This window comes from Micrococcaceae bacterium Sec5.7 (genome assembly GCA_039636785.1).
Lineage (GTDB): Bacteria > Actinomycetota > Actinomycetes > Actinomycetales > Micrococcaceae > Arthrobacter.
This window is the reverse complement of sequence record CP144169.1, coordinates 3,830,038-3,847,743: the sequence shown is the minus strand read 5'-3', so window position 1 is coordinate 3,847,743 and position 17,706 is coordinate 3,830,038. Positions and strand designations below refer to the sequence as shown.

Here is a 17,706-nt window from a genome sequence, read left to right as displayed (position 1 = left end):
GCAGTCGCCGGCAGTTTTGCACCACTTTGCACTGCACTCCCGGGCTGCAGGTGCGGGCATCCGGGGTGCGCACCGCTGCCTGCTGCCGGAAGTGCTGCAGAAATGCGCGGGCCCAGCGAGCTGACCGCCCCGCACGGCCCGCCGGAACTGTCATCGGCTATGGTGCTGAATTCACCACTGACGTCTGCACGGAGGTCCACGACGTTGCGGTGCCGGCCGGAAAATCAGCCAAGGCCTCACGCGATGCCGACTTCGCCAGTGCCTTCAGCATCAGGGATTCGGCTCTGTGGTGCCGGCGGAGCAGATTGGTGGCGATGCCGAAAAGCCAGGGCCGGGCGTCGTCTCTGCCGTGATCAAAAGTGTCCATCCGCTCAAAGGCGACTAAGAAGGTCTCCGAGGTGACGTCGTCGGCCGCGAAATCCCCCGATGGCAGGAAAAGGGTTCACGGCCACAACCTGGCTGGCCGGATGCTCAGAATCGCGTTCACCCGACGAGCCTATCCCTTGGAAATCCGGGTCAGCGGGAGGCACAGAACGAGGGGGCAAGACGGGGGACAAACAGGGCGGGTCAGTCCCGGCCGGCGGCCAGTTCAGTGTGCAGGGCCTCCACACGGGTCTTGATGTCATCGCGGACCAGCCTCATTCGCTCCGTTCCTTCGATTCCGCGAAGCGATGGTTCGTCTATCCCCCAACGTTCAAACCGGGTGCCGTCGCGCCGCCCCAGTTTCGCTTCCGTGCCCAGAACAACGACGACGTCGGCAGCGGCCAGGGCTTGCTCGGTCACCGCCTTGGGGTGCTCCTGGCTGATATCGATGCCCAACTCGGCCAGCGAGTCTACGGACTCCGCATTCAGGTCGTTTCCCGGTTTGGTGCCCCCGGACGAGACCTCCACAGTCCCACCGGCCAGCTGGTTCATCAGCGCGGCGGCGAGCTGGGACTTGCCGCCGTTTTTGCTGCAGACAAACAACACACTGGGTTTCTTCACATGGTTCGGTTTTGATTCGTCGGTCATGGGGCTTCCTTCGGTGGTGGGTTTCGCTGACTCAATTGTCGCCGGAACGGCCGTGTGCCATGCCGGTGGAGAAGCCGATGAGTACCGGTTCCGGGGTAACGCAGCAGCCTGCGACCGCTGTTTCTGACACGAACTCCTCGGGGGGCGCATCGAAACTGGTGCCGGCGTCCGAAGAGCACACCCCGGTTTCCGGCAGCTCAAGCTGCACCGTGTCAGCGGCGGTGCGGTCGCCGGCCAGGGCAGCCGCCACGGAACGGACCTGCTCATAGCCGGTGGCCAGCAGGAACGTGGGCGCCCGGCCGTATGACTTCATGCCCACAATGTAGAAATCCTGCTCCGGGTGGGCCAGGAGCCTGGCGCCGTGCGCCGGAACCGTGCCGCAGGAGTGGAACTCGGGATCGATCAGCGGTGCCAACTCACGCGGAGCCTCAAATGCCGGATCGAGTTCGAGCCGCAGCTCACGGAGCATGTCCAGTTCGGGGCGGAAGCCGGTGCAGGGAATTACGACGTCGGCGGTCAGTCCGCGGCCATCGGCGGCTGTCAGGGTGACTCCGTTCTTGGTCAGGCCCACGTTGGCGGAGTTCCCGGGCCAGGCTGCGGACACGGCAGCGATCCCGAAGCCGGCATGCAGCTCAATGGTTCCGGCCTCCACAAGACGGCGCAGCCGGCTGCCCAGCTGACCCCGTGCTGGAAGGCCGTCGGATTCGCCGCCGCCATAAACTTTGGAGGCTGAGGCGCCACGGACTGCCCACAGGATCCGGGTGTCCGGAGCGTCCTTGGCCAGCCGGGCAAGATTGATGAGCGTGTTGGCGGCCGAATGTCCCGCGCCCACAACCAGCACCCTGCGGCCGGCAAAGGCCGAGCGGTGACTGCCCAGAACATCGGGCAGCGGCGGGGAGACGGGCGAGCCGGCCATCGCTCGGGCTTCCGGCTCGCCCGTGGCCGCAAGCCCCGAGGTGCCCAGCGGATTCGGTGTGGTCCACGTGCCTGAGGCATCTATGACGGCCGAGACAACGTGCTCACTCAACCCGCCGCCGTCGTGCTCCACGCGGACAACAAACGGTGCCGTCTCCCGGCCGCGGGAGTGCGTTTTGTCCATTCCCTGCCGGGCCACGGACACTACACGGGCGCCGGTGTGCAGACAGGAGGCCACCGCCGGCAAAGCTGCCAGCGGTGCCAAGTAATCGTCCACGAGCTCGCCGCCGTACGGCAGCGCCGTTAGCCGCGGGGATTCCCAGCCGAAAGCGTCCAGCAGGCGGACGGCGGCGGCGTCGAGGTTAAACCGCCACGGTGAGAACAGCCGAATGTGGCGCCATTCCTCGATGGCCGCGCCCGCCGTCGGGCCCGCTTCGAAAATCATCGGCTCCAGGCCGCGTTCCAGCAGATGCGCGGCCGCGGCGAGCCCTACCGGCCCGGCACCGATCACGGCGACGGGCAGCTTCGCAGGGCTTTTGAACTGTGATTCAGGCATGGGTTGGCTCCTCCACGAGTGGCTGATGGACGGGTGCCTGCCGGGCCAGGGTGGGTCCGGCAAGCGTGCTGGTCAGCAGCAGCCCTGCCCGTTGGCAGCGCAGTCGTCTTCGCAGCAGTCCTGGCTGTTGCCCGTGCAACAGCCAGGATCGGCGTATCCGGTATCCATTCAGCTCACCTCCTCTCCTTCGCTTGGGGTATGGGCGTGGGTGACAGCCGCTGATTGAGGTCACCGGCGCCGGTTACTTGGCGGCGGGGATGAGGGAGTCGATCAGGCCTTCGATCCGGGCCTTGATCTCGTCCCGGATGGGGCGGACGGCCTCCACTCCCTGACCTGCGGGGTCCTCCAGTACCCAGTCCTCGTAGCGCTTGCCTGGGAAGTACGGGCATTCGTCGCCGCAGCCCATGGTGATCACCACGTCGGACTCCTTGACGGCCTCAGTGGTGAGGATTTTGGGGATCTCGGCGGACATGTCGATGCCGAGTTCCGCCATGGCCTCGACGGCGGCCGGGTTTACTTTGTCAGCGGGCTGGGACCCGGCGGAGCGGACCTCGATCCGGCCCTCTGAGAGGGTGGTGAGGAATGCCGCGGCCATCTGGGAGCGTCCGGCGTTGTGGACGCAGACGAAGAGGACGGAGGGCGTCTTTTCGGTCATCTCGGGGTTCCTTTGCGGGTTCATCGGGCTATCCGGGGTCAGCTGGTGAAAAAGCGATTGCGGGCCCACAGCGCCCCGTACACAAGTGCAACAAGTACCGGTACTTCGATCAAGGGCCCCACGACGCCGGCCAGCGCCTGCCCGGACGTCACGCCGAAGGTGCCGATCGCCACGGCGATGGCCAGCTCGAAGTTGTTCCCGGCGGCGGTGAAGGCCAGGGTGGTGGTTTTGGCGTACCCCAGGTCAAGCCAGCGGCCGATCAGCATGCCGGCGCCGAAGACCACCAGGAAGTAGACCAGCAGCGGCAGCGCGATCCGGGCAACGTCCAGGGGACGGGCCACGATGGTGCCGCCCTGCAGTGCGAACAGCAGGGCGATGGTGAACAGCAGGCCGTACAGGGCCCAGGGGCCGAGCTTGGGCAGGAACTTGTTCTCGTACCAGTCGCGGCCCCTGGCGCGCTCGCCGATGGTGCGGGTGAGGAAGCCGGCCAGAAGCGGAATGCCGAGGAAGATGAGGACGGATGCGGTGATGGCCCAGAAGGAGAAATCGGCGCTGGTGGCGGGCAGGCCGAGCCATGAGGGCAGCAGCTGCAGGTAGAACCAGCCCAGGGCACCCAACGCGATGACCTGGAAGACCGAGTTGATTGCTACCAGCACGGCAGCGGCTTCACGGTCACCGCAGGCGAGGTCATTCCAGATCATCACCATGGCGATGCAGCGGGCCAGGCCAACAATGATCAGGCCGGTGCGGTATTCGGGCAGGTCCGGGATGAAGATCCAGGCCAGCGCGAACATGAACGCCGGGGCGAGGACCCAGTTGAGCACGAGCGAGGTGATCAGCAGCTTCCGGTCACTGATGACCTGGTGTGTCTGGTCATAGCGGACCTTGGCCAGTACCGGATACATCATCACCAGCAGGCCGACGGCAATGGGCAGCGAGACCTCGCCGATCTTCACTGCCTCCAGCGCGGTAGCCAGTCCGGGCAGAAGGTTTCCGAGCAGCAACCCGCCGGCCATGGCGGCGATGATCCAGGCGGGGAGGAAGCGGTCCAGGGTGGACAGTTTGCCGGGGGCGGCTGCAATTTCAGCTCCGGCTGGTGCCGGTGTACTGGTTTGGATTGTCACGGTGCTCCTGGCTGCTTCGGGTCAAGATTGATGTTTGTCGATATATGAAGTATTCACAGATATATCGATGAATGTCAATCTATGTGCATAATGGAGGTATGACTGCCGTCCAGATGCTGGAGATCACCGAGGTTGACGCCTGCTGCGTACCTGCCGGCGCCCCCGCGCTGGGCGCCGAGGAAGCACAAGGCAAAGCGCAGCTGTTCAAGGCGCTCGCTGACCCGAACCGCCTGCGGCTCCTGTCCATTGTCAAGGCGTCCGACGGCGGCGAAGCCTGCGTCTGCGATCTCACCGAACCGCTGGAGCTGGGTCAGCCCACAGTCTCGCACCACCTCAAAATCCTGGTGGACGCCGGCCTGCTGCACCGCGAAAAGCGCGGCACCTGGGCTTACTATTCGCTGGTTCCGGGCGCACTGGACTCGTTGGCGAACGGCATCTCCGGGCTGTAGCCAGAGTATTCAGACGGCCCGTGGCGCTCCTGCCCGGTTGCCTTTGTCCAATCACGCCATGGCCCGGCGTGTCGCTCCAAACACGCCGGCCACCCCAGCCAGTAACCGGGCAGGGACGTTCCCGCGGCGCCCCGCGGGAATGTCCCGGCGGGCCTGGGCCTGAGGCTCTGACGCCGGGGTGCACCGTAGCTATTGAACCCGGTAACACCGACGCCTAACGTTGAGGCATAGGAAGGGATGGTTAGCCGTGGAAATCTTCATGTGGTGGCTCGACTTGGATCTGAACACCAAGCAATGGCTGCGCGACAACCTGGGGGCGGGGGAACTCCCGCTGTCCGTGCTGCAGGCCATTGCCGAGGCAGGCGGGCCGCATCCCGACACCGTGTCAAGTGTGCTGACGGAGGCGGACTGGGACTTCATCGAGACGCAGTCCGAATTCGTCGACTAGCCTCGCCGGCGTTCACCCTGCCGGTGGGGACTTTCGCGCTGGCGGCAGCAGGTTCGCGCGGCCGGCAGCAGCGCGCCGGAGTCAGGCGAGGGTGCTGAAGTTTTCGGCCTGGGTCTTGCTTCCCTGCACGATGATCTGATCATCGTCGTACAGAACTGTCTGGGCCGTGGTGTGCCCCCACACGCCTCCGGTGCGTTTGACGGCGACGATGGTGATTCCGTACTTGTCCCTGAGGCCCAGCACACCGAGTGGCCGGTCACGGGCCACCGCAGGCGGGCTTGTCCTTACCATCACGAAGTCATCCTCGAATTCGACATAGTCCAGGATCGACCCGCGAACCAGGTGGGCAACGCGTTTTCCCATGTCATGCTCGGGGCGGATGACGTGTTCCACGCCGAGCTGGCCAAGGATTTCGGCGTGGGGTTCGCTGATTGCTTTGGCCCAGATCTGCGGCCGGCGGAAGGTGATCAGGCGGGAGGTGGTCAGGATGCTGGCCTCAATGTCGGTTCCGATTCCCACCACTGCACGGTCAAACTCGTGGACTGAGAGCTGGCGGAGCACTTCTTCCTTGGTGGAATCGGCGCGTACCACGTGCGTGAGACGGCCGTTGAAGGACTGGACGATTTCTTCGCTGAAGTCGATGCCCAGTACATCGGTGCCCTGAGCTTCGAGCTCCAGTGCCAGTGAGCCGCCGAAGCGGCCCAGCCCGATGACGACGACGGAGTCCGCCTGGGCGAGGCGCCCTGCGGTGCGGGAGGAGAACATGTTCTTAGCCAATGAGTGGCCTTTCCTTCGGGTATTCATAGAGCACGGGTCGTTGGCGCAGGGCCAGGGCGGCGCCCAGGGTGACGGGGCCCAGACGGCCGATGAACATCAGCAGAATCAGGACTATCTGCCCCGCCGGGGGAAGGCCGGCGGTGATGCCGGTGGAGAGGCCCACCGTTGCAAAAGCCGAGATCACCTCAAAGAGAAGCCGTTCCTGCCCGAAGTCCGTGATCAGCATGAGAAACATGGTGGAACCGACCACGAGGGCGATTGCCAGGAGGACAACGGTGATGGCCTGGCGGTGCACGGCGCGGGAGAGTCTTTTACCGAAAATGTTCACGGCCGTTCCGCCGCGGACTTCAGTGGACAGGATGAAGAACAGCACCGCGAAGGTGGTGATCTTCAGGCCACCGGCCGTGCCAGCCGGGCCGCCGCCGATGAACATCAGGATATCCATGCCCATCCAGGACACCGGGTCCATCTTGCCGATGTCGATGCTGTTGAAGCCGGCCGTGCGGGTGATCACTGACTGGAAGAAGCCAGCCAGTACCCGCTCCCCGGGCTTCAGCCCACCGAGTGTTGCCGGGTTGGACCATTCGACGGCGGTGAGGAAAACCGTTCCGCTGACCAGAAGAAGGGCGGACCCCACGAGAACCAATTTCGTGTTCATGCTCCAGTGGACGGGCCGGCGGTACTGGCGGCGCAGTTCGAAAAGCACTGGAAACCCCAAACCGCCGATGATCACAGCGGCCGCGATCGGCAGGCAAACCCAGGGGTCACCCACGAACCCCATGAGGTTGTCCGAATACAGCGCGAATCCGGCGTTATTGAAGGAGGACACCGAGTGGAATACCCCTTCCCACAGAGCCTTGCCCGCGGGGTAGCCGTACCCGGCCATAAAGCGGACCATCAGGATCAGCGCCAAAACCGCCTCCACGGCCAGGCTGATGGACAGCACGCCGAGCAGGACCTGCCGCACGTCACCAAAACCTGTGGCCTTGGTTTCGGCTGCCGCGGATATGCGGGACCGCAGGCCCAGCCTGCGGGCGGTCAGAACGCCAAGCAGTGTGCCGAAGGACATCACCCCGAACCCGCCGATCTGGATCAGCATCAGGATGACCACGTGTCCGAATCCGCTCCAGAACACCGGGGTGTCCACAGTGATCAGGCCGGTGACGCAGACAGATGATGTGGCGGTGAAAAGTGCCTCCAGCAATGTGGCGCCACCCGATCCCTGCTTTGCCGCCGGAAGCATCAGCAGCGCAGTGCCTGCAGCGACAGCCGCGGCGAACCCGAGGACAATCACCTGGGCAGGGTGGCGGGGCGCGAACGCCTTTACGGACTTCAGGACGCCCGCTGCCAGAGGCGGCAGCAAGGCTGAGAGTCTTCCGACAAGAGCGGCGAGGCTGCGCTGCGAGGCGGAGACGAGGGCGGACATATGCGTCACCGTACCACCCTGCGGGACGCCGCCCAAGGCAGATGCCCGTCCCGCGTAGCAGCGTCAATACCGGGCATCAGCCCGGAAAACCATTGCGGCCTCCGGGCATGAGTGGTTGCATGGGTTGCATGGCTACCGCAGAGAGTTATGTCTTAGCGATCGGGACCAAAAAAGGCCTCTGGCTGGCAACCAGCCAGGACCGGCACGAATGGTCCCTCTCCGGCCCGCACTTTCTGATGAGCGAAATCCCCAGCATCGGAATAGATACGCGGGACGGCCTGACCAGGATCATGGTGGGAGTGCGCTCCGAACACTGGGGCCCCACGGTTGTGCATTCCGATGATCTGGGCGCCACGTGGACCGAGCCCGAACAGGGCGCCATCAAATTTCCCGACGACACCGAGGCCGCGCTGGAGCGCATCTGGCAGATTTACCCCGACGCGGAGTCCCGGCCGGGCGTTGTCTGGGCCGGCTGTGAGCCGATCTCCGTGTGGAAATCCACAGACGGCGGCGAGCACTTCGAGCTGAACCGGGGACTGTGGGACCACCCGCACCGCCAGGAGTGGGGTGCCGGATACGGCGGAGCAGCCGCGCATTCCATCGTGGTGAACCCTGCCGGAGACAACGTGCACGTGGCCATGAGCACCGGAGGCGTCTACCGCTCGCTCGACGGCGGGATGTCCTGGGAGCCCCGCAACAAGGGTATTTCGGCGTACTTCATGCCCGATCCCAACCCCGAATTCGGACAGTGCGTTCACAAGATCGCGGCGGATGCCGCCGTCGAAGGCCGCCTTTACGCGCAGAACCACCACGGCGTGTACCGCACGGATGACAACGGGGACACCTGGGATTCCATTGCCGAAGGGCTGCCGGCCGATTTCGGTTTTGTGATGCTGACGCACCCGCGGCGTGAAGGTACTGCCTGGGTGGTTCCCATTAAGGCCGACGGCGAGCGGATCCCGCCGGAGGGCAAGCTCGCCATGCACCGCACGGACGACGCCGGGGCCAGCTGGAAGCGTCTGGATTCAGGACTGCCGCAGTCGGAATACAACACAGTGCTCCGTGACGCTGCCTCGGTGGATTCCGCGGAACCCGCCGGGGTGTACTTCGGAACACGCGGTGGCTCCGTCTTCGCAAGCGCGGACGAGGGTGAGACGTTTACCGAGGTCGCCTCGCGTCTGCCGGATGTGCTGTGCGTGCGCGTTTCGGCGGTTTCTGGCGCCGTTCTTTCCGCTGTTGCAGCTCCGGGCGCCGGGTAGGGAACCTTCGTGGCTGACATCAGCGTGCTGCTTCCCAGCGTTCTGCAGCCGCTCGCCGGCGGGCAGTCCATACTGACTGCGCCCGCCGACGCGGCGGTGACTGTGGGTTGGCTGCTGGATTCCGTGACCCGGGATTACCCGGTATTGGCCAGGCGGCTGCGGGATGAGACCGGTGCGCTGCGCCGTTACGTGAATATTTACGTGAACGGTGACGAGGTCCGGCGTCTCAAGGGCTTGGAAACTGAGGTGGCGGCCGGCCAGGAAGTACTGATTATCCAGTCCGTGGCCGGGGGATAGCGGGCTCAGGTGACGCGCCAGACGCTGCACTCATCGGTATTGATGGCTTTGCGCATCCCGGTGTGGTGGTCCATGATCCAGATGACGCCGATTCCAGGCGCTGTCTCCTGGACGCTGCCTCTGCGGACTACAACATCGTCGTAGCCGGGCCCCACCGACAGGCGGGCTTCAATCTCATCGCCGCGGTGGAGCTGATCCAGGGCGCGGATCCGGGTTGTGAGGGCTTTGGCTTCCTTCAACATGGCGGGGCCTCCTGAGCTGGAGCTGGTGCCTGCTATTGCCGGCAATTCCAGTGTGGTGTGCAATTGTTGCGCCCGCGTTTCCTGCCGGTTAGGGCCGCGTTAGTTTCCGGTGCCGGTGCCGTTTCCACTGGCCATGCCTGTCTTCCGCTGCTTCGCCCGGCCGCGCCCTGACCTTCCCGCCCGGTTGCTTGCTCCGGAACACGCCGGGCATCCGTTTGTAGCTGGGCAGGAACGTCAGCTCCCGTGAACGATGACCGTGCGAAGCAAGGAAACGGATGGTCGCCGTCGTTGAGGTCTGCCGTCCCGGGGCGCCGGATGTCGAGGGGTGGCGCGGAGCCTGCCGCAGGGCAAGAATGGGCGGTATGCAGCTGCCGGTGATGCCCCCTGTTGCGCCGATGCTGGCGAAGGCGGTCCCTGCCCTGCCCGACGGCATCATGAGCTTCGAGCCCAAATGGGACGGCTTCCGTTCCATCATCTTCCGCGACGGCGACGACGTGGAGATCGGCAGCCGCAACGAGAAGCCATTGACCCGCTACTTCCCTGAACTGGTGGAGGCGCTGAAAGCGAATCTGCCGCCCCGGTGTGTGCTCGACGGTGAGATTATTGTGGTGGGCGCCTCCGGGGACCGGCTTGATTTTGATGCGCTCCAGCAGCGGATCCACCCCGCCGCCAGCAGGGTGAAGCTGTTGGCGGCGCAGACTCCGGCGAAGTTCGTGGCGTTCGATCTCCTTGCCCTGGATGAAGAGGATCTGACCGGCCGGCCCTTTGCCAAGCGGCGTACTGCCCTCGAAGAAGCGCTCTCCGCCGCCAGCGCGCCCATCCACCTCACGGCCGCCACCCAGGATAAAGGGACCGCCGAGCGGTGGTTTAGCCAGTTTGAGGGCGCCGGCCTGGACGGGATCATTGCTAAGGCGCTGGACAGCACGTATCAGCCGGACAAACGCGTCATGTTCAAAATCAAGCATGAACGCACGGCGGACTGTGTCCTGGCCGGCTACCGGCTTCACAAGAGTGGCCCGGACGCGATCGGCTCGCTTCTCCTCGGTCTCTACGACCACGACGGCGGACTGGCCAACGTGGGCGTGGTGGGCACCTTGACCATGCAGCGCCGCAAGGAACTGTTTGCCGAACTCCAGCCGCTGGTGACCGGCTTTGACAGGCACCCGTGGGCCTCGGCCCGGCAGGAAGAGGGCACACGCACACCACGGAATGCCGAGGGCAGCCGGTGGAGCGGAGGCAAGGACCTGTCCTTTGTACCGCTTCGCCCGGAACGGGTGGTGGAAGTTAAATACGACCATTTGGAAGGCACGCGGTTCCGGCATACGGCGCAGTTTGTGCGGTGGCGGACGGACCGGGACCCCGGATCGTGCACGTACGGACAGCTGGAGGAACCGGTCAAGTTCGATCTGGCCTGCGTTCTGCAGGCAGATGCGACCTGACCGGGCTCTCACGTTGGGAGCCCCGGCGCTCCTGCCCGGTTGCTTTCTCCCAACCACGGAAAAGCCCGGCGTGTTCTGGGAACACGCCGGGCTTCCGGTTTGTAACTGGGCGGGAGCGTCGGCCCGGGGTGGGGTAGCGCGCTACTGGGCGGCAGCGTCAACTCCCGGGGCGGAGTGGCCTACTTCAGCCCGAGCGCCCGGGTGGGGACCTTGAAGGTTTCCTTGGCGGTCATGGCGGATACGGCGGCAATGACGCAGATGACGCCGGTGAAGATGCTGATCTGGACCCAGCCGCCGGGCTTGATGCCGCCCATCGCGGCAACAATCGCCGGTGCGAAGCCGGCCATGAGGAAGCCAAGCTGTGTGCCGATTGCCAGTCCGGAGAAGCGCACCCTGGTGCTGAACATTTCGGCGTAGAAGGAGGGCCAGACGGCGTTGGCTGCCGCGTAACCGCAGGAGAAGTAGCCGATTGCGGCGAGGAACATCACGGGGATGCTGCCGGACTCCAGGCTCAGCAGGAACACGGGCGTCAGAGCCGCGCTCGAGAGGGCGCCGTAGATGAACACTGGCTTGCGGCCGATCCTGTCGGCCAGTTTGCCGAACAGCGGCTGCGAGAAGAGTGCCACCACGTTGGCGCCGACCACCAGCCAGAGTGTGGTGGAGCCATCCACCCCGGCCACTGTTTTGGCGTAGCTGATGGCCAGCGTGCCGAACACGGTGGAGACTGCGGCGATGAATGCGCAGCAGACCACGCGGAGGACGTCACGCCAGTGGTCCTTGAGCAGATCGGCGACGGGAAGCTTGGCGATCTGTGCGTTCTTCTTGGCCTCGGCGAATGCCGGCGGCTCGTGCAGGGTACGGCGGATGAAGAACGCCACCAGGACAACCACGGCGCTGAGCCAGAACGGGATGCGCCAGCCGATGCCGTACTTGACCTCGTCAGGCAGGGCGAGCACGGGAATGAAGACGAGGGCGGCGAGGATCTGGCCGCCCTGGGTGCCGGTCAGGGTCCATGAGGTGAAGAAGGAGCGACGGTTGTCCGGAGCGTGTTCCAGCGTCATGGATGATGCGCCGGCCTGCTCGCCTGCCGCGGAGAGGCCCTGGCACAGACGCGCCAGTACCAGCAGGACCGGAGCCCACCAGCCCACCGTTTTGAAGTCCGGCAGGCAGCCGATCAGGAAGGTGGAGGCGCCCATGAGTACCAGCGTGAACATCAGGACCCTCTGCCGGCCCACGCGGTCACCGAAGTGGCCCAGGATGACGGCACCCACCGGGCGGGCCACGTAGGCGAAGCCGAAGGTGGCAAAGGACATGATGGCGGCGTTGGCATCTGCGTCCGGGAAAAACACGTGCGGGAAGATCAGCGCGGCGGCCGAACCGAAGATGAAAAAGTCGTAGTACTCGACGGCGCTGCCCAGGAAGCTGGCAAGTGCTGCTTTCTTTGGGGTCCCGGCCGGAGCTGCGGTGCCCGGTGCCGTGGACGGGAGTGTCTGGCTCATGGTGTTCCTTTGTGTGACGACATTGTCGCGGATGAATCAGGAAGTTCGCAGCTGCCGTTTAATTGTCCGGCCGCCGGAGGTTCTTGGAAAGACCCTGACAAGTAGCCACATTGTGAGAGCTGCTTGTGCGATATAGAAATCATGACTGTGAGCGCAGTCACTTGTCAAGTATTTTGCTCACCATCTAGAAATAGCTCTCACGATGTGGCAACATCGAGTTATGAGTGTGAAAGAAACCGCGGGCAATGAAGCCGACGCCGGCCCTGCCGAAGCCAACCTTGAAGAAGCCAACCTTGAAGAAGCCGGCCCTGAAGAAGCACAGCTTGAAGAAGCTGCTTCCTCCGGAGCCAAGTCCCCAAATGGCGCCAAGGACCTCAATGGAGCCAAGGACCCCAAGGGTGACAGGACTGACATGGTGGGCAAGGCGCTGGGTCTCCTGGTGCTGCTGGGTGATGAACCCCGCGGCGCCAGTGCTTCCGAGCTGTCCCGCCGGGGCGATCTTCCGTTCAGCACCACATACCGGCTGCTCGGTTCACTGACCCGTGACGGCTTTGTGGACTATGAACCGGATGGCCGCCGCTACCATCTGGGGCTCCGCATCTTCCAGTTGGGCCAGCGCGTATCCAACCACCATGGTTTCGCCGGCACCGCACTGCCTATTCTGCGACGTGTCACCGAACATACCGGCGAGGCCACCATTCTCTCCGTGCGCGACGGCGACCATCACCTGACGGTAAACAAGGTGGACGGCCCGCAGACGTTCCGCGTCACGAGCGACCCCGGCCATCTGGGCGCCCTGCACACCACCTCGGTGGGGAAGGCTCTGGTTGCCTTCGCCGAGAACGCCGAGCGTGAGCGGCTGGTGGCCGAGTTGCCGCTGGAGCCGCTCACCAATGTCTCCATCACTGACCGCGAGGCCTTCCGGATGGAAATTGAACAGGTCCGGCGCCAGGGCTTCGCGGTGATGGACGAGGAAAATGAGCGTGGCATGCGTGCCGTGGCCGTGCCGGTCTTCAATTCCCAGGGATACGCATTCGCCTCACTGGCCACTGCAGTTCCGGTGTTCCGGCTCAGCATGGACGCCCTGATCGCCCACGTCCCCCTGCTGCAGGAGGCTGCCTCCGAGCTGTCAGCCCGGTTGCCGCAGCGATGAGCTTCCGTATCCGTCAGAACAATAAGTTCGCAATAAGAACAAGAGTGCAACATGTGAACATTTGCTGTACTGTAATCCCTATCACCCGGCCCGCCGCCCACGCCCTGAGCGTCCCGGCCTGCCGAGTGCCGTTGTCAAAGGAGCTGCACGGATGAGCAATCGAACTGAGTCCTACCTCGTGGGACTGGTCGGCGATGGCGTGATGCCGTCACTAAGCCCCCACATGCACGAACGCGAAGGTGATGTGCAGGGTCTGCGCTACCTGTACCGCCCTATCGACCTCACCGAGCTCGGCCTGCCGGGCGAGTCCGTGGGTGACCTGCTGCAGAGCGCCTACCGGTTGGGCTTCAACGGCCTGAACATCACTCACCCCTGCAAGCAGTTGGTCCTGGACCATCTGGACGAGGCGTCTCCGGACGCCCTGAAGCTGGGCGCCGTCAATACCGTGGTCATTAGGGACGGCCGCTTCATCGGCCACAACACAGACTTTTCCGGCTTCGCTTCTGCTCTGGCTTCCGGGCTCCCGGACGCGATGCTGGAGCGTGTTGTCCAGCTGGGAGCGGGCGGTGCCGGCTCCGCCGTCGCCTATGCATTGCTCACCGCCGGTGTGCAGACACTGGACCTCGTGGACATGGACCCCGCACGCTGCGCGGAACGCGCTACAGAACTGGCCGGCTTCTTCCCGGACCGCACGGTCACGGCACGCACGAAGGCGGAGCTGCCGCAGCTGATGCCGCTGGCCGACGGCCTGGTGCACTGCACCCCCGTGGGCATGGCCGCGCACCCCGGACTCCCGCTGGACATGTCCCTCGTGGAATCAAGGCACTGGGTGGCGGACATCGTCTACCGTCCGATCGAAACGGAATTGGTCGGCGAGGCCCGCGCCAAGGGCTGCGACGTCCTGGACGGCGGCCGGATGGCGGTTGGCCAGGCGTCGGACGCTTTCCGGATCTTCACCGGGCTGGAGGCCGATGCCGACAGGATGCGGAAGCATTTCCTGGAACTCGTTGCCGCCGAAGAGGTGGCTGTCTGATGCGCACAGGAATCGCCACAGTCTGCCTCTCCGGCACGCTGAAGGAAAAGATGCAGGCCTGCGCGGTTGCGGGCTTTGACGGGATCGAGATCTTCGAACAGGATCTGGTCACCTCCCCGCTGAGCCCGGAGGACGTCCGCAAGATGGCCACGGATCTTGGCATCACGCTAGACCTGTACCAGCCGTTCCGCGATTTCGACGGCGTCACGGAGGAGCTGCTCGCGGCCAACCTCCGCCGGGCGGAGGCCAAGTTCACGCTGATGTCCCGGCTGGGCATGGACACCATCCTGGTCTGCTCCAATGTGGCCACAGCAACCATTGATGACGATGCACTTAGGGCAGGGCAGCTGGCCCGCCTCGCCGCGCTGGCAGGGGAGCACGGGGTCAAAGTCGCATACGAGGCACTGGCCTGGGGAAAGTACGTCAACGACTACGAGCACGCCCACCGGCTCGTGGAAATGGTGGATCATCCCAATCTGGGCACCTGCCTGGACTCCTTCCATATCCTGTCCCGCGACTGGGACACCGCCCCCATCGAGGCCATCAACCCGGACAAGATCTTCTTCGTCCAGGTGGCCGACGCCCCCAAGCTGTCCATGGACGTCCTGTCCTGGAGCCGGCACTACCGGGTCTTCCCGGGCGAGGGCCAGTTCGAGCTGGCCAAGTTCATGGGCCATGTGGTCCGCGCCGGCTACACGGGCCCGGTGTCGCTGGAGGTCTTCAACGACGTCTTCCGCCAGTCGGACGTGGACCGCACCGCCGTGGATGCCATGCGCTCGCTGATCTGGCTGGAGGAGCAGAGCGCCAAGTGGCTGGACGCCAACGCCGCTTCCGCTGATGGCCCGGGCGGCACCGCCGGTGGGCCAGCCACAAAAGCCGCCAGCCGCCGTCGTTATCCCATGGAACTGGCCACGCTCCCGCAGGTGGCCGAACCGGCAGGGTTCAACTTCGCCGAGGTCAAGGCGGAGGACACCGCCGGCCTGGAGACTGTGTTGGGCCAGCTGGGGTTCGGGTTCAACGGCCGCCACCGCACCAAGGATGTGCAACTGTGGACCATGGGCCACGCCCGGGTGATCATCAACGAACAGGCAGCCTCTCACGCTGAGCCCGCCATTGCGGCATTGGGGTTCGACGTCGATGCGCCCGTCATTGCCTCCGCCCGCGCCCGTCAGCTCAAGGCGCCCGCCGTTCCGCGCAAGAGCCAGGCCAACGAGGAAGTTTTCCAGGGCTTTGCCGCCCCGGATTCCACCGAAATCTTCCTGTGCCAGGGCAGCCCGGACGGCACCGCCGCGTGGACCGCCGAATTCGGTGAAGGGCTGGAAGTCCCCGCCGACGGCACTGCTGCAGGCAGCAGCGCGGTCATCGACCACGTGAACCTGGCCCAGCCCGGGCAGCACTTTGACGAGGCGGTCCTTTTCTACACCAGCGCCCTGGCCCTGGAGCCGCAGCCGTTCGCGGAGGTGCCCAGCCCCAGCGGGCTGGTCCGCTCGCAGGTGATGCTGACGGCGGACCGCGGCGTGCGCCTGGTGCTGAACCTGGCGCCGCTGATCCAGCAGGATGACGCTGCACGGCAGGATGACGCTGCCCGGCAGGATGACGCGTCAACCGCCGGAGCCGGCCAGCGCAAAACCTACCAGGAACATATTGCGTTCGCCGTGGATGACCTGGTGGCCACGGCCAGGGCCGCCCGGGCCCGCGGCCTGGAGTTCCTGCAGATCCCGGCCAACTACTACGAGGACCTGGACGCCCGGTTCGGCCTGGACGCTGGCTTCCTGGCCACGCTCAAAGAACTCAACCTCCTCTACGACCGCGACGCCGACGGCGAATTCCTGCATTTCTACACCGCCACCGTGGGCAGTGTGTTCTTCGAAATGGTGGAACGCCGCGGCGCGTACGACGGCTACGGGGCACCCAATGCCCCCGTAAGGCACGCCGTCCAGTACGACCACCTGCACCGGGTACTGACCGCACAGACCGCACAGACCGTTTAGGCCGCACTGACCAGCTACACCGCACTGACCGTTTAGACCGCACGGAACCAAAAAACCACTACCAACCGAACAGGAGGCCGCCGTGGAGACCCAACAGGACCTCAGCGCAGAGATCAAGGCCATCGGAGATGCCTACGCACAGGCACTCAAGGATGGCGCCCGGCCGGACACCCAGCCGCGGCTGGACTACGCGCCGTACCGCAGCAGCATCCTGCGCCACCCCACCAAGAGCCTGCACCATGCGGACCCGGAGACCATCGAGCTGTACTCCCCGGCGTTCGGGCACCAGGACGTGCACGCGCTGGAATCGGACCTGACCATCCAGCACAACGGCGAGCCCCAGGGCGAGCGCATCATCGTTGCGGGCAAGGTGCTTGACGGCGACGGCCGCCCCGTGGCTGGCCAGCTCGTGGAGATCTGGCAGGCCAACTCCTCCGGCCGCTACATCCACAAGCGGGACCAGCACCCCGCCCCGATCGACCCCAACTTCACGGGGGTGGGCCGCTGCATCACCGGCGCCGACGGCTCGTACAGCTTCACCACCATCAAGCCCGGTGCGTACCCGTGGAAGAACCACGTCAATGCCTGGCGGCCCGCGCACATCCACTTCTCCATGTTCGGAACCGCGTTCACCCAGCGGATTGTCACGCAGATGTACTTCCCCGGCGACCAGCTCTTCCCGCTGGACCCCATCTACCAGTCGATCGTTGACCAGGATGCCCGCGACCGGCTCGTGGCGCAGTATGACCACGAGCTGACCAAGCCCGAATGGGCGCTGGGCTACAACTGGGACATCGTCCTGACCGGGTCACAGCGGACCTGGACCGAAAACGAGGCGCTGGGAGCAGAAGGCGATGACGATGAATAGCGGAACACCCAAACTGGCAGCCACCCCTGGCCAGACCGTCGGCCCGTTCTACGGCTACGCGCTGCCCTATAACAAGGACAACGAGCTGCTGGCCCCCGGATCAGCTGGCTCCGTCCGCCTTCAGGGCACCGTGTACGACGGCGCCGGACACACCATCCCGGACGCCATCCTGGAGATCTGGCAGCCGGACGCCGAAGGCAGGATCGTCCAGCGCACCGGCTCACTGGTCCGCGACGGCTACACCTTCACCGGCTGGGGGCGCGGCTCCGTGGGCCACTCCGGCGTGTACACCTTCACCACCGTGAACCCTGGCCCCACCGAACCCGGCGCTGCCGCCTTCATCTCCGTGGCCGTGTTTGCCCGCGGTCTGATGAACAGGCTCTTCACCCGCGTTTACCTTCCGGAAAACGAGGAAGCGCTGGCCGCCGATCCACTGCTCAGCTCCCTTGACCCGGAGCGCCGCCAGACCCTGATCGCTCGGCGCGACGCCGACGGCGGGCTCACCTGGGACGTCCGGCTGCAGGGCGAGGGCGAGACCGTCTTCCTGGACTTCGAGTGACTCCC

Annotated in this window: 19 protein-coding genes; 10 read left to right on the top strand and 9 right to left on the bottom strand. The window is 65.1% G+C overall.

Annotated elements, in window-relative coordinates:
* Positions 1-157 precede the first annotated feature (157 nt).
* The 5 genes from V3C33_18390 to arsB form a co-directional block, all read right to left on the bottom strand.
* Positions 158-433, bottom strand: a complete 276-nt coding sequence (locus tag V3C33_18390; GenBank protein XAS69792.1) for a sigma factor — start codon at positions 431-433, stop codon at positions 158-160.
* Positions 434-567: 134 nt separating this feature from the next.
* Positions 568-1,011 (bottom strand): low molecular weight phosphatase family protein, encoded by a 444-nt coding sequence (locus V3C33_18385; GenBank protein ID XAS67375.1) that lies wholly within the window; start codon positions 1,009-1,011, stop codon positions 568-570.
* Between the two features lie 31 nt (positions 1,012-1,042).
* Complete coding sequence (locus V3C33_18380) at positions 1,043-2,482, bottom strand: NAD(P)-binding protein (GenBank protein XAS67374.1); 1,440 nt, start codon at positions 2,480-2,482, stop codon at positions 1,043-1,045.
* A gap of 241 nt (positions 2,483-2,723) precedes the next feature.
* Positions 2,724-3,137 carry an arsenate reductase ArsC gene (locus V3C33_18375; GenBank protein XAS67373.1) on the bottom strand — a complete coding sequence of 138 codons (414 nt, stop codon included), beginning with the start codon at positions 3,135-3,137 and terminating at the stop codon, positions 2,724-2,726.
* A 38-nt stretch (positions 3,138-3,175) separates the two neighbouring features.
* Positions 3,176-4,255: an ACR3 family arsenite efflux transporter gene (arsB, locus tag V3C33_18370; protein XAS69791.1), complete on the bottom strand. Its 1,080-nt coding sequence runs from the start codon at positions 4,253-4,255 to the stop codon at positions 3,176-3,178.
* A gap of 104 nt (positions 4,256-4,359) precedes the next feature.
* On the opposite strand from arsB, the gene V3C33_18365 reads away from it, so the two are divergent.
* Both V3C33_18365 and V3C33_18360 read left to right on the top strand, forming a co-directional pair.
* A complete protein-coding gene (locus V3C33_18365; protein XAS67372.1) occupies positions 4,360-4,710 on the top strand; it encodes a metalloregulator ArsR/SmtB family transcription factor in 351 nt (116 codons plus the stop codon).
* Between the two features lie 247 nt (positions 4,711-4,957).
* A complete protein-coding gene (locus V3C33_18360) occupies positions 4,958-5,158 on the top strand; it encodes a hypothetical protein (GenBank protein XAS67371.1) in 201 nt (66 codons plus the stop codon).
* Between the two features lie 81 nt (positions 5,159-5,239).
* On the opposite strand, the gene V3C33_18355 is transcribed toward V3C33_18360, so the two are convergent.
* Together V3C33_18355 and V3C33_18350 are read right to left on the bottom strand one after the other, a co-directional pair.
* Entirely contained in the window at positions 5,240-5,935 is a 696-nt protein-coding gene (locus V3C33_18355) for a TrkA family potassium uptake protein (protein XAS67370.1), read from the bottom strand.
* A complete protein-coding gene (locus tag V3C33_18350; GenBank protein ID XAS67369.1) occupies positions 5,928-7,361 on the bottom strand; it encodes a potassium transporter TrkG in 1,434 nt (477 codons plus the stop codon). The genes V3C33_18355 and V3C33_18350 overlap by 8 nt, the downstream gene beginning before the upstream one ends.
* A 119-nt stretch (positions 7,362-7,480) precedes the next feature.
* Between V3C33_18350 and V3C33_18345 the strand changes: the two genes are divergently transcribed.
* Positions 7,481-8,620: an exo-alpha-sialidase gene (locus tag V3C33_18345; GenBank protein ID XAS67368.1), complete on the top strand. Its 1,140-nt coding sequence runs from the start codon at positions 7,481-7,483 to the stop codon at positions 8,618-8,620.
* 9 nt (positions 8,621-8,629) lie between these two features.
* Positions 8,630-8,917 carry a MoaD/ThiS family protein gene (locus V3C33_18340; GenBank protein ID XAS67367.1) on the top strand — a complete coding sequence of 96 codons (288 nt, stop codon included), beginning with the start codon at positions 8,630-8,632 and terminating at the stop codon, positions 8,915-8,917.
* A 5-nt stretch (positions 8,918-8,922) separates the two neighbouring features.
* On the opposite strand, the gene V3C33_18335 is transcribed toward V3C33_18340, so the two are convergent.
* Positions 8,923-9,159, bottom strand: coding sequence for a hypothetical protein (locus tag V3C33_18335; protein XAS67366.1), 237 nt, complete (start codon positions 9,157-9,159; stop codon positions 8,923-8,925).
* 362 nt (positions 9,160-9,521) lie between these two features.
* Between V3C33_18335 and V3C33_18330 the strand changes: the two genes are divergently transcribed.
* Entirely contained in the window at positions 9,522-10,598 is a 1,077-nt protein-coding gene (locus V3C33_18330; protein ID XAS69790.1) for an ATP-dependent DNA ligase, read from the top strand.
* Between the two features lie 179 nt (positions 10,599-10,777).
* Here V3C33_18330 and V3C33_18325 read toward each other — a convergent pair whose 3' ends face one another.
* Complete coding sequence (locus V3C33_18325) at positions 10,778-12,097, bottom strand: MFS transporter (GenBank protein XAS67365.1); 1,320 nt, start codon at positions 12,095-12,097, stop codon at positions 10,778-10,780.
* Positions 12,098-12,509: 412 nt separating this feature from the next.
* Here V3C33_18325 and V3C33_18320 point away from each other — a divergent pair, with 412 nt between their 5' ends.
* The 5 genes from V3C33_18320 (at position 12,510) to pcaG (ending at position 17,701) form a co-directional block, all read left to right on the top strand.
* Entirely contained in the window at positions 12,510-13,250 is a 741-nt protein-coding gene (locus V3C33_18320; GenBank protein ID XAS69789.1) for an IclR family transcriptional regulator, read from the top strand.
* A gap of 151 nt (positions 13,251-13,401) precedes the next feature.
* The gene (locus tag V3C33_18315; GenBank protein XAS67364.1) at positions 13,402-14,283 is read left to right on the top strand and encodes a shikimate dehydrogenase; all 882 of its coding nucleotides are present in this window, start codon (positions 13,402-13,404) and stop codon (positions 14,281-14,283) included.
* Positions 14,283-16,274, top strand: coding sequence for a TIM barrel protein (locus tag V3C33_18310; protein XAS67363.1), 1,992 nt, complete (start codon positions 14,283-14,285; stop codon positions 16,272-16,274). The genes V3C33_18315 and V3C33_18310 overlap by 1 nt, the downstream gene beginning before the upstream one ends.
* A gap of 82 nt (positions 16,275-16,356) precedes the next feature.
* Positions 16,357-17,142 carry a protocatechuate 3,4-dioxygenase subunit beta gene (gene pcaH, locus V3C33_18305; GenBank protein XAS67362.1) on the top strand — a complete coding sequence of 262 codons (786 nt, stop codon included), beginning with the start codon at positions 16,357-16,359 and terminating at the stop codon, positions 17,140-17,142.
* Entirely contained in the window at positions 17,135-17,701 is a 567-nt protein-coding gene (gene pcaG, locus V3C33_18300; GenBank protein ID XAS67361.1) for a protocatechuate 3,4-dioxygenase subunit alpha, read from the top strand. The genes pcaH and pcaG overlap by 8 nt, the downstream gene beginning before the upstream one ends.
* The last annotated feature ends 5 nt before the right edge of the window (positions 17,702-17,706 follow it).

What these genes read in the sequence shown, in the direction of transcription:
- V3C33_18385 (XAS67375.1), bottom strand. Translation starts at nt 1,011, where the DNA reads ATGACCGACGAATCAAAACCGAACCATGTGAAGAAACCCAGTGTGTTG.
- V3C33_18380 (XAS67374.1), bottom strand. Translation starts at nt 2,482, where the DNA reads ATGCCTGAATCACAGTTCAAAAGCCCTGCGAAGCTGCCCGTCGCCGTG.
- V3C33_18375 (XAS67373.1), bottom strand. Translation starts at nt 3,137, where the DNA reads ATGACCGAAAAGACGCCCTCCGTCCTCTTCGTCTGCGTCCACAACGCC.
- V3C33_18365 (XAS67372.1), top strand. Translation starts at nt 4,360, where the DNA reads ATGACTGCCGTCCAGATGCTGGAGATCACCGAGGTTGACGCCTGCTGC.
- V3C33_18350 (XAS67369.1), bottom strand. Translation starts at nt 7,361, where the DNA reads ATGTCCGCCCTCGTCTCCGCCTCGCAGCGCAGCCTCGCCGCTCTTGTC.
- V3C33_18345 (XAS67368.1), top strand. Translation starts at nt 7,481, where the DNA reads ATGGGTTGCATGGCTACCGCAGAGAGTTATGTCTTAGCGATCGGGACC.
- V3C33_18335 (XAS67366.1), bottom strand. Translation starts at nt 9,159, where the DNA reads ATGTTGAAGGAAGCCAAAGCCCTCACAACCCGGATCCGCGCCCTGGAT.
- V3C33_18330 (XAS69790.1), top strand. Translation starts at nt 9,522, where the DNA reads ATGCAGCTGCCGGTGATGCCCCCTGTTGCGCCGATGCTGGCGAAGGCG.
- V3C33_18325 (XAS67365.1), bottom strand. Translation starts at nt 12,097, where the DNA reads ATGAGCCAGACACTCCCGTCCACGGCACCGGGCACCGCAGCTCCGGCC.
- V3C33_18320 (XAS69789.1), top strand. Translation starts at nt 12,510, where the DNA reads ATGGTGGGCAAGGCGCTGGGTCTCCTGGTGCTGCTGGGTGATGAACCC.
- V3C33_18315 (XAS67364.1), top strand. Translation starts at nt 13,402, where the DNA reads ATGAGCAATCGAACTGAGTCCTACCTCGTGGGACTGGTCGGCGATGGC.
- V3C33_18310 (XAS67363.1), top strand. Translation starts at nt 14,283, where the DNA reads ATGCGCACAGGAATCGCCACAGTCTGCCTCTCCGGCACGCTGAAGGAA.
- pcaG (XAS67361.1), top strand. Translation starts at nt 17,135, where the DNA reads ATGAATAGCGGAACACCCAAACTGGCAGCCACCCCTGGCCAGACCGTC.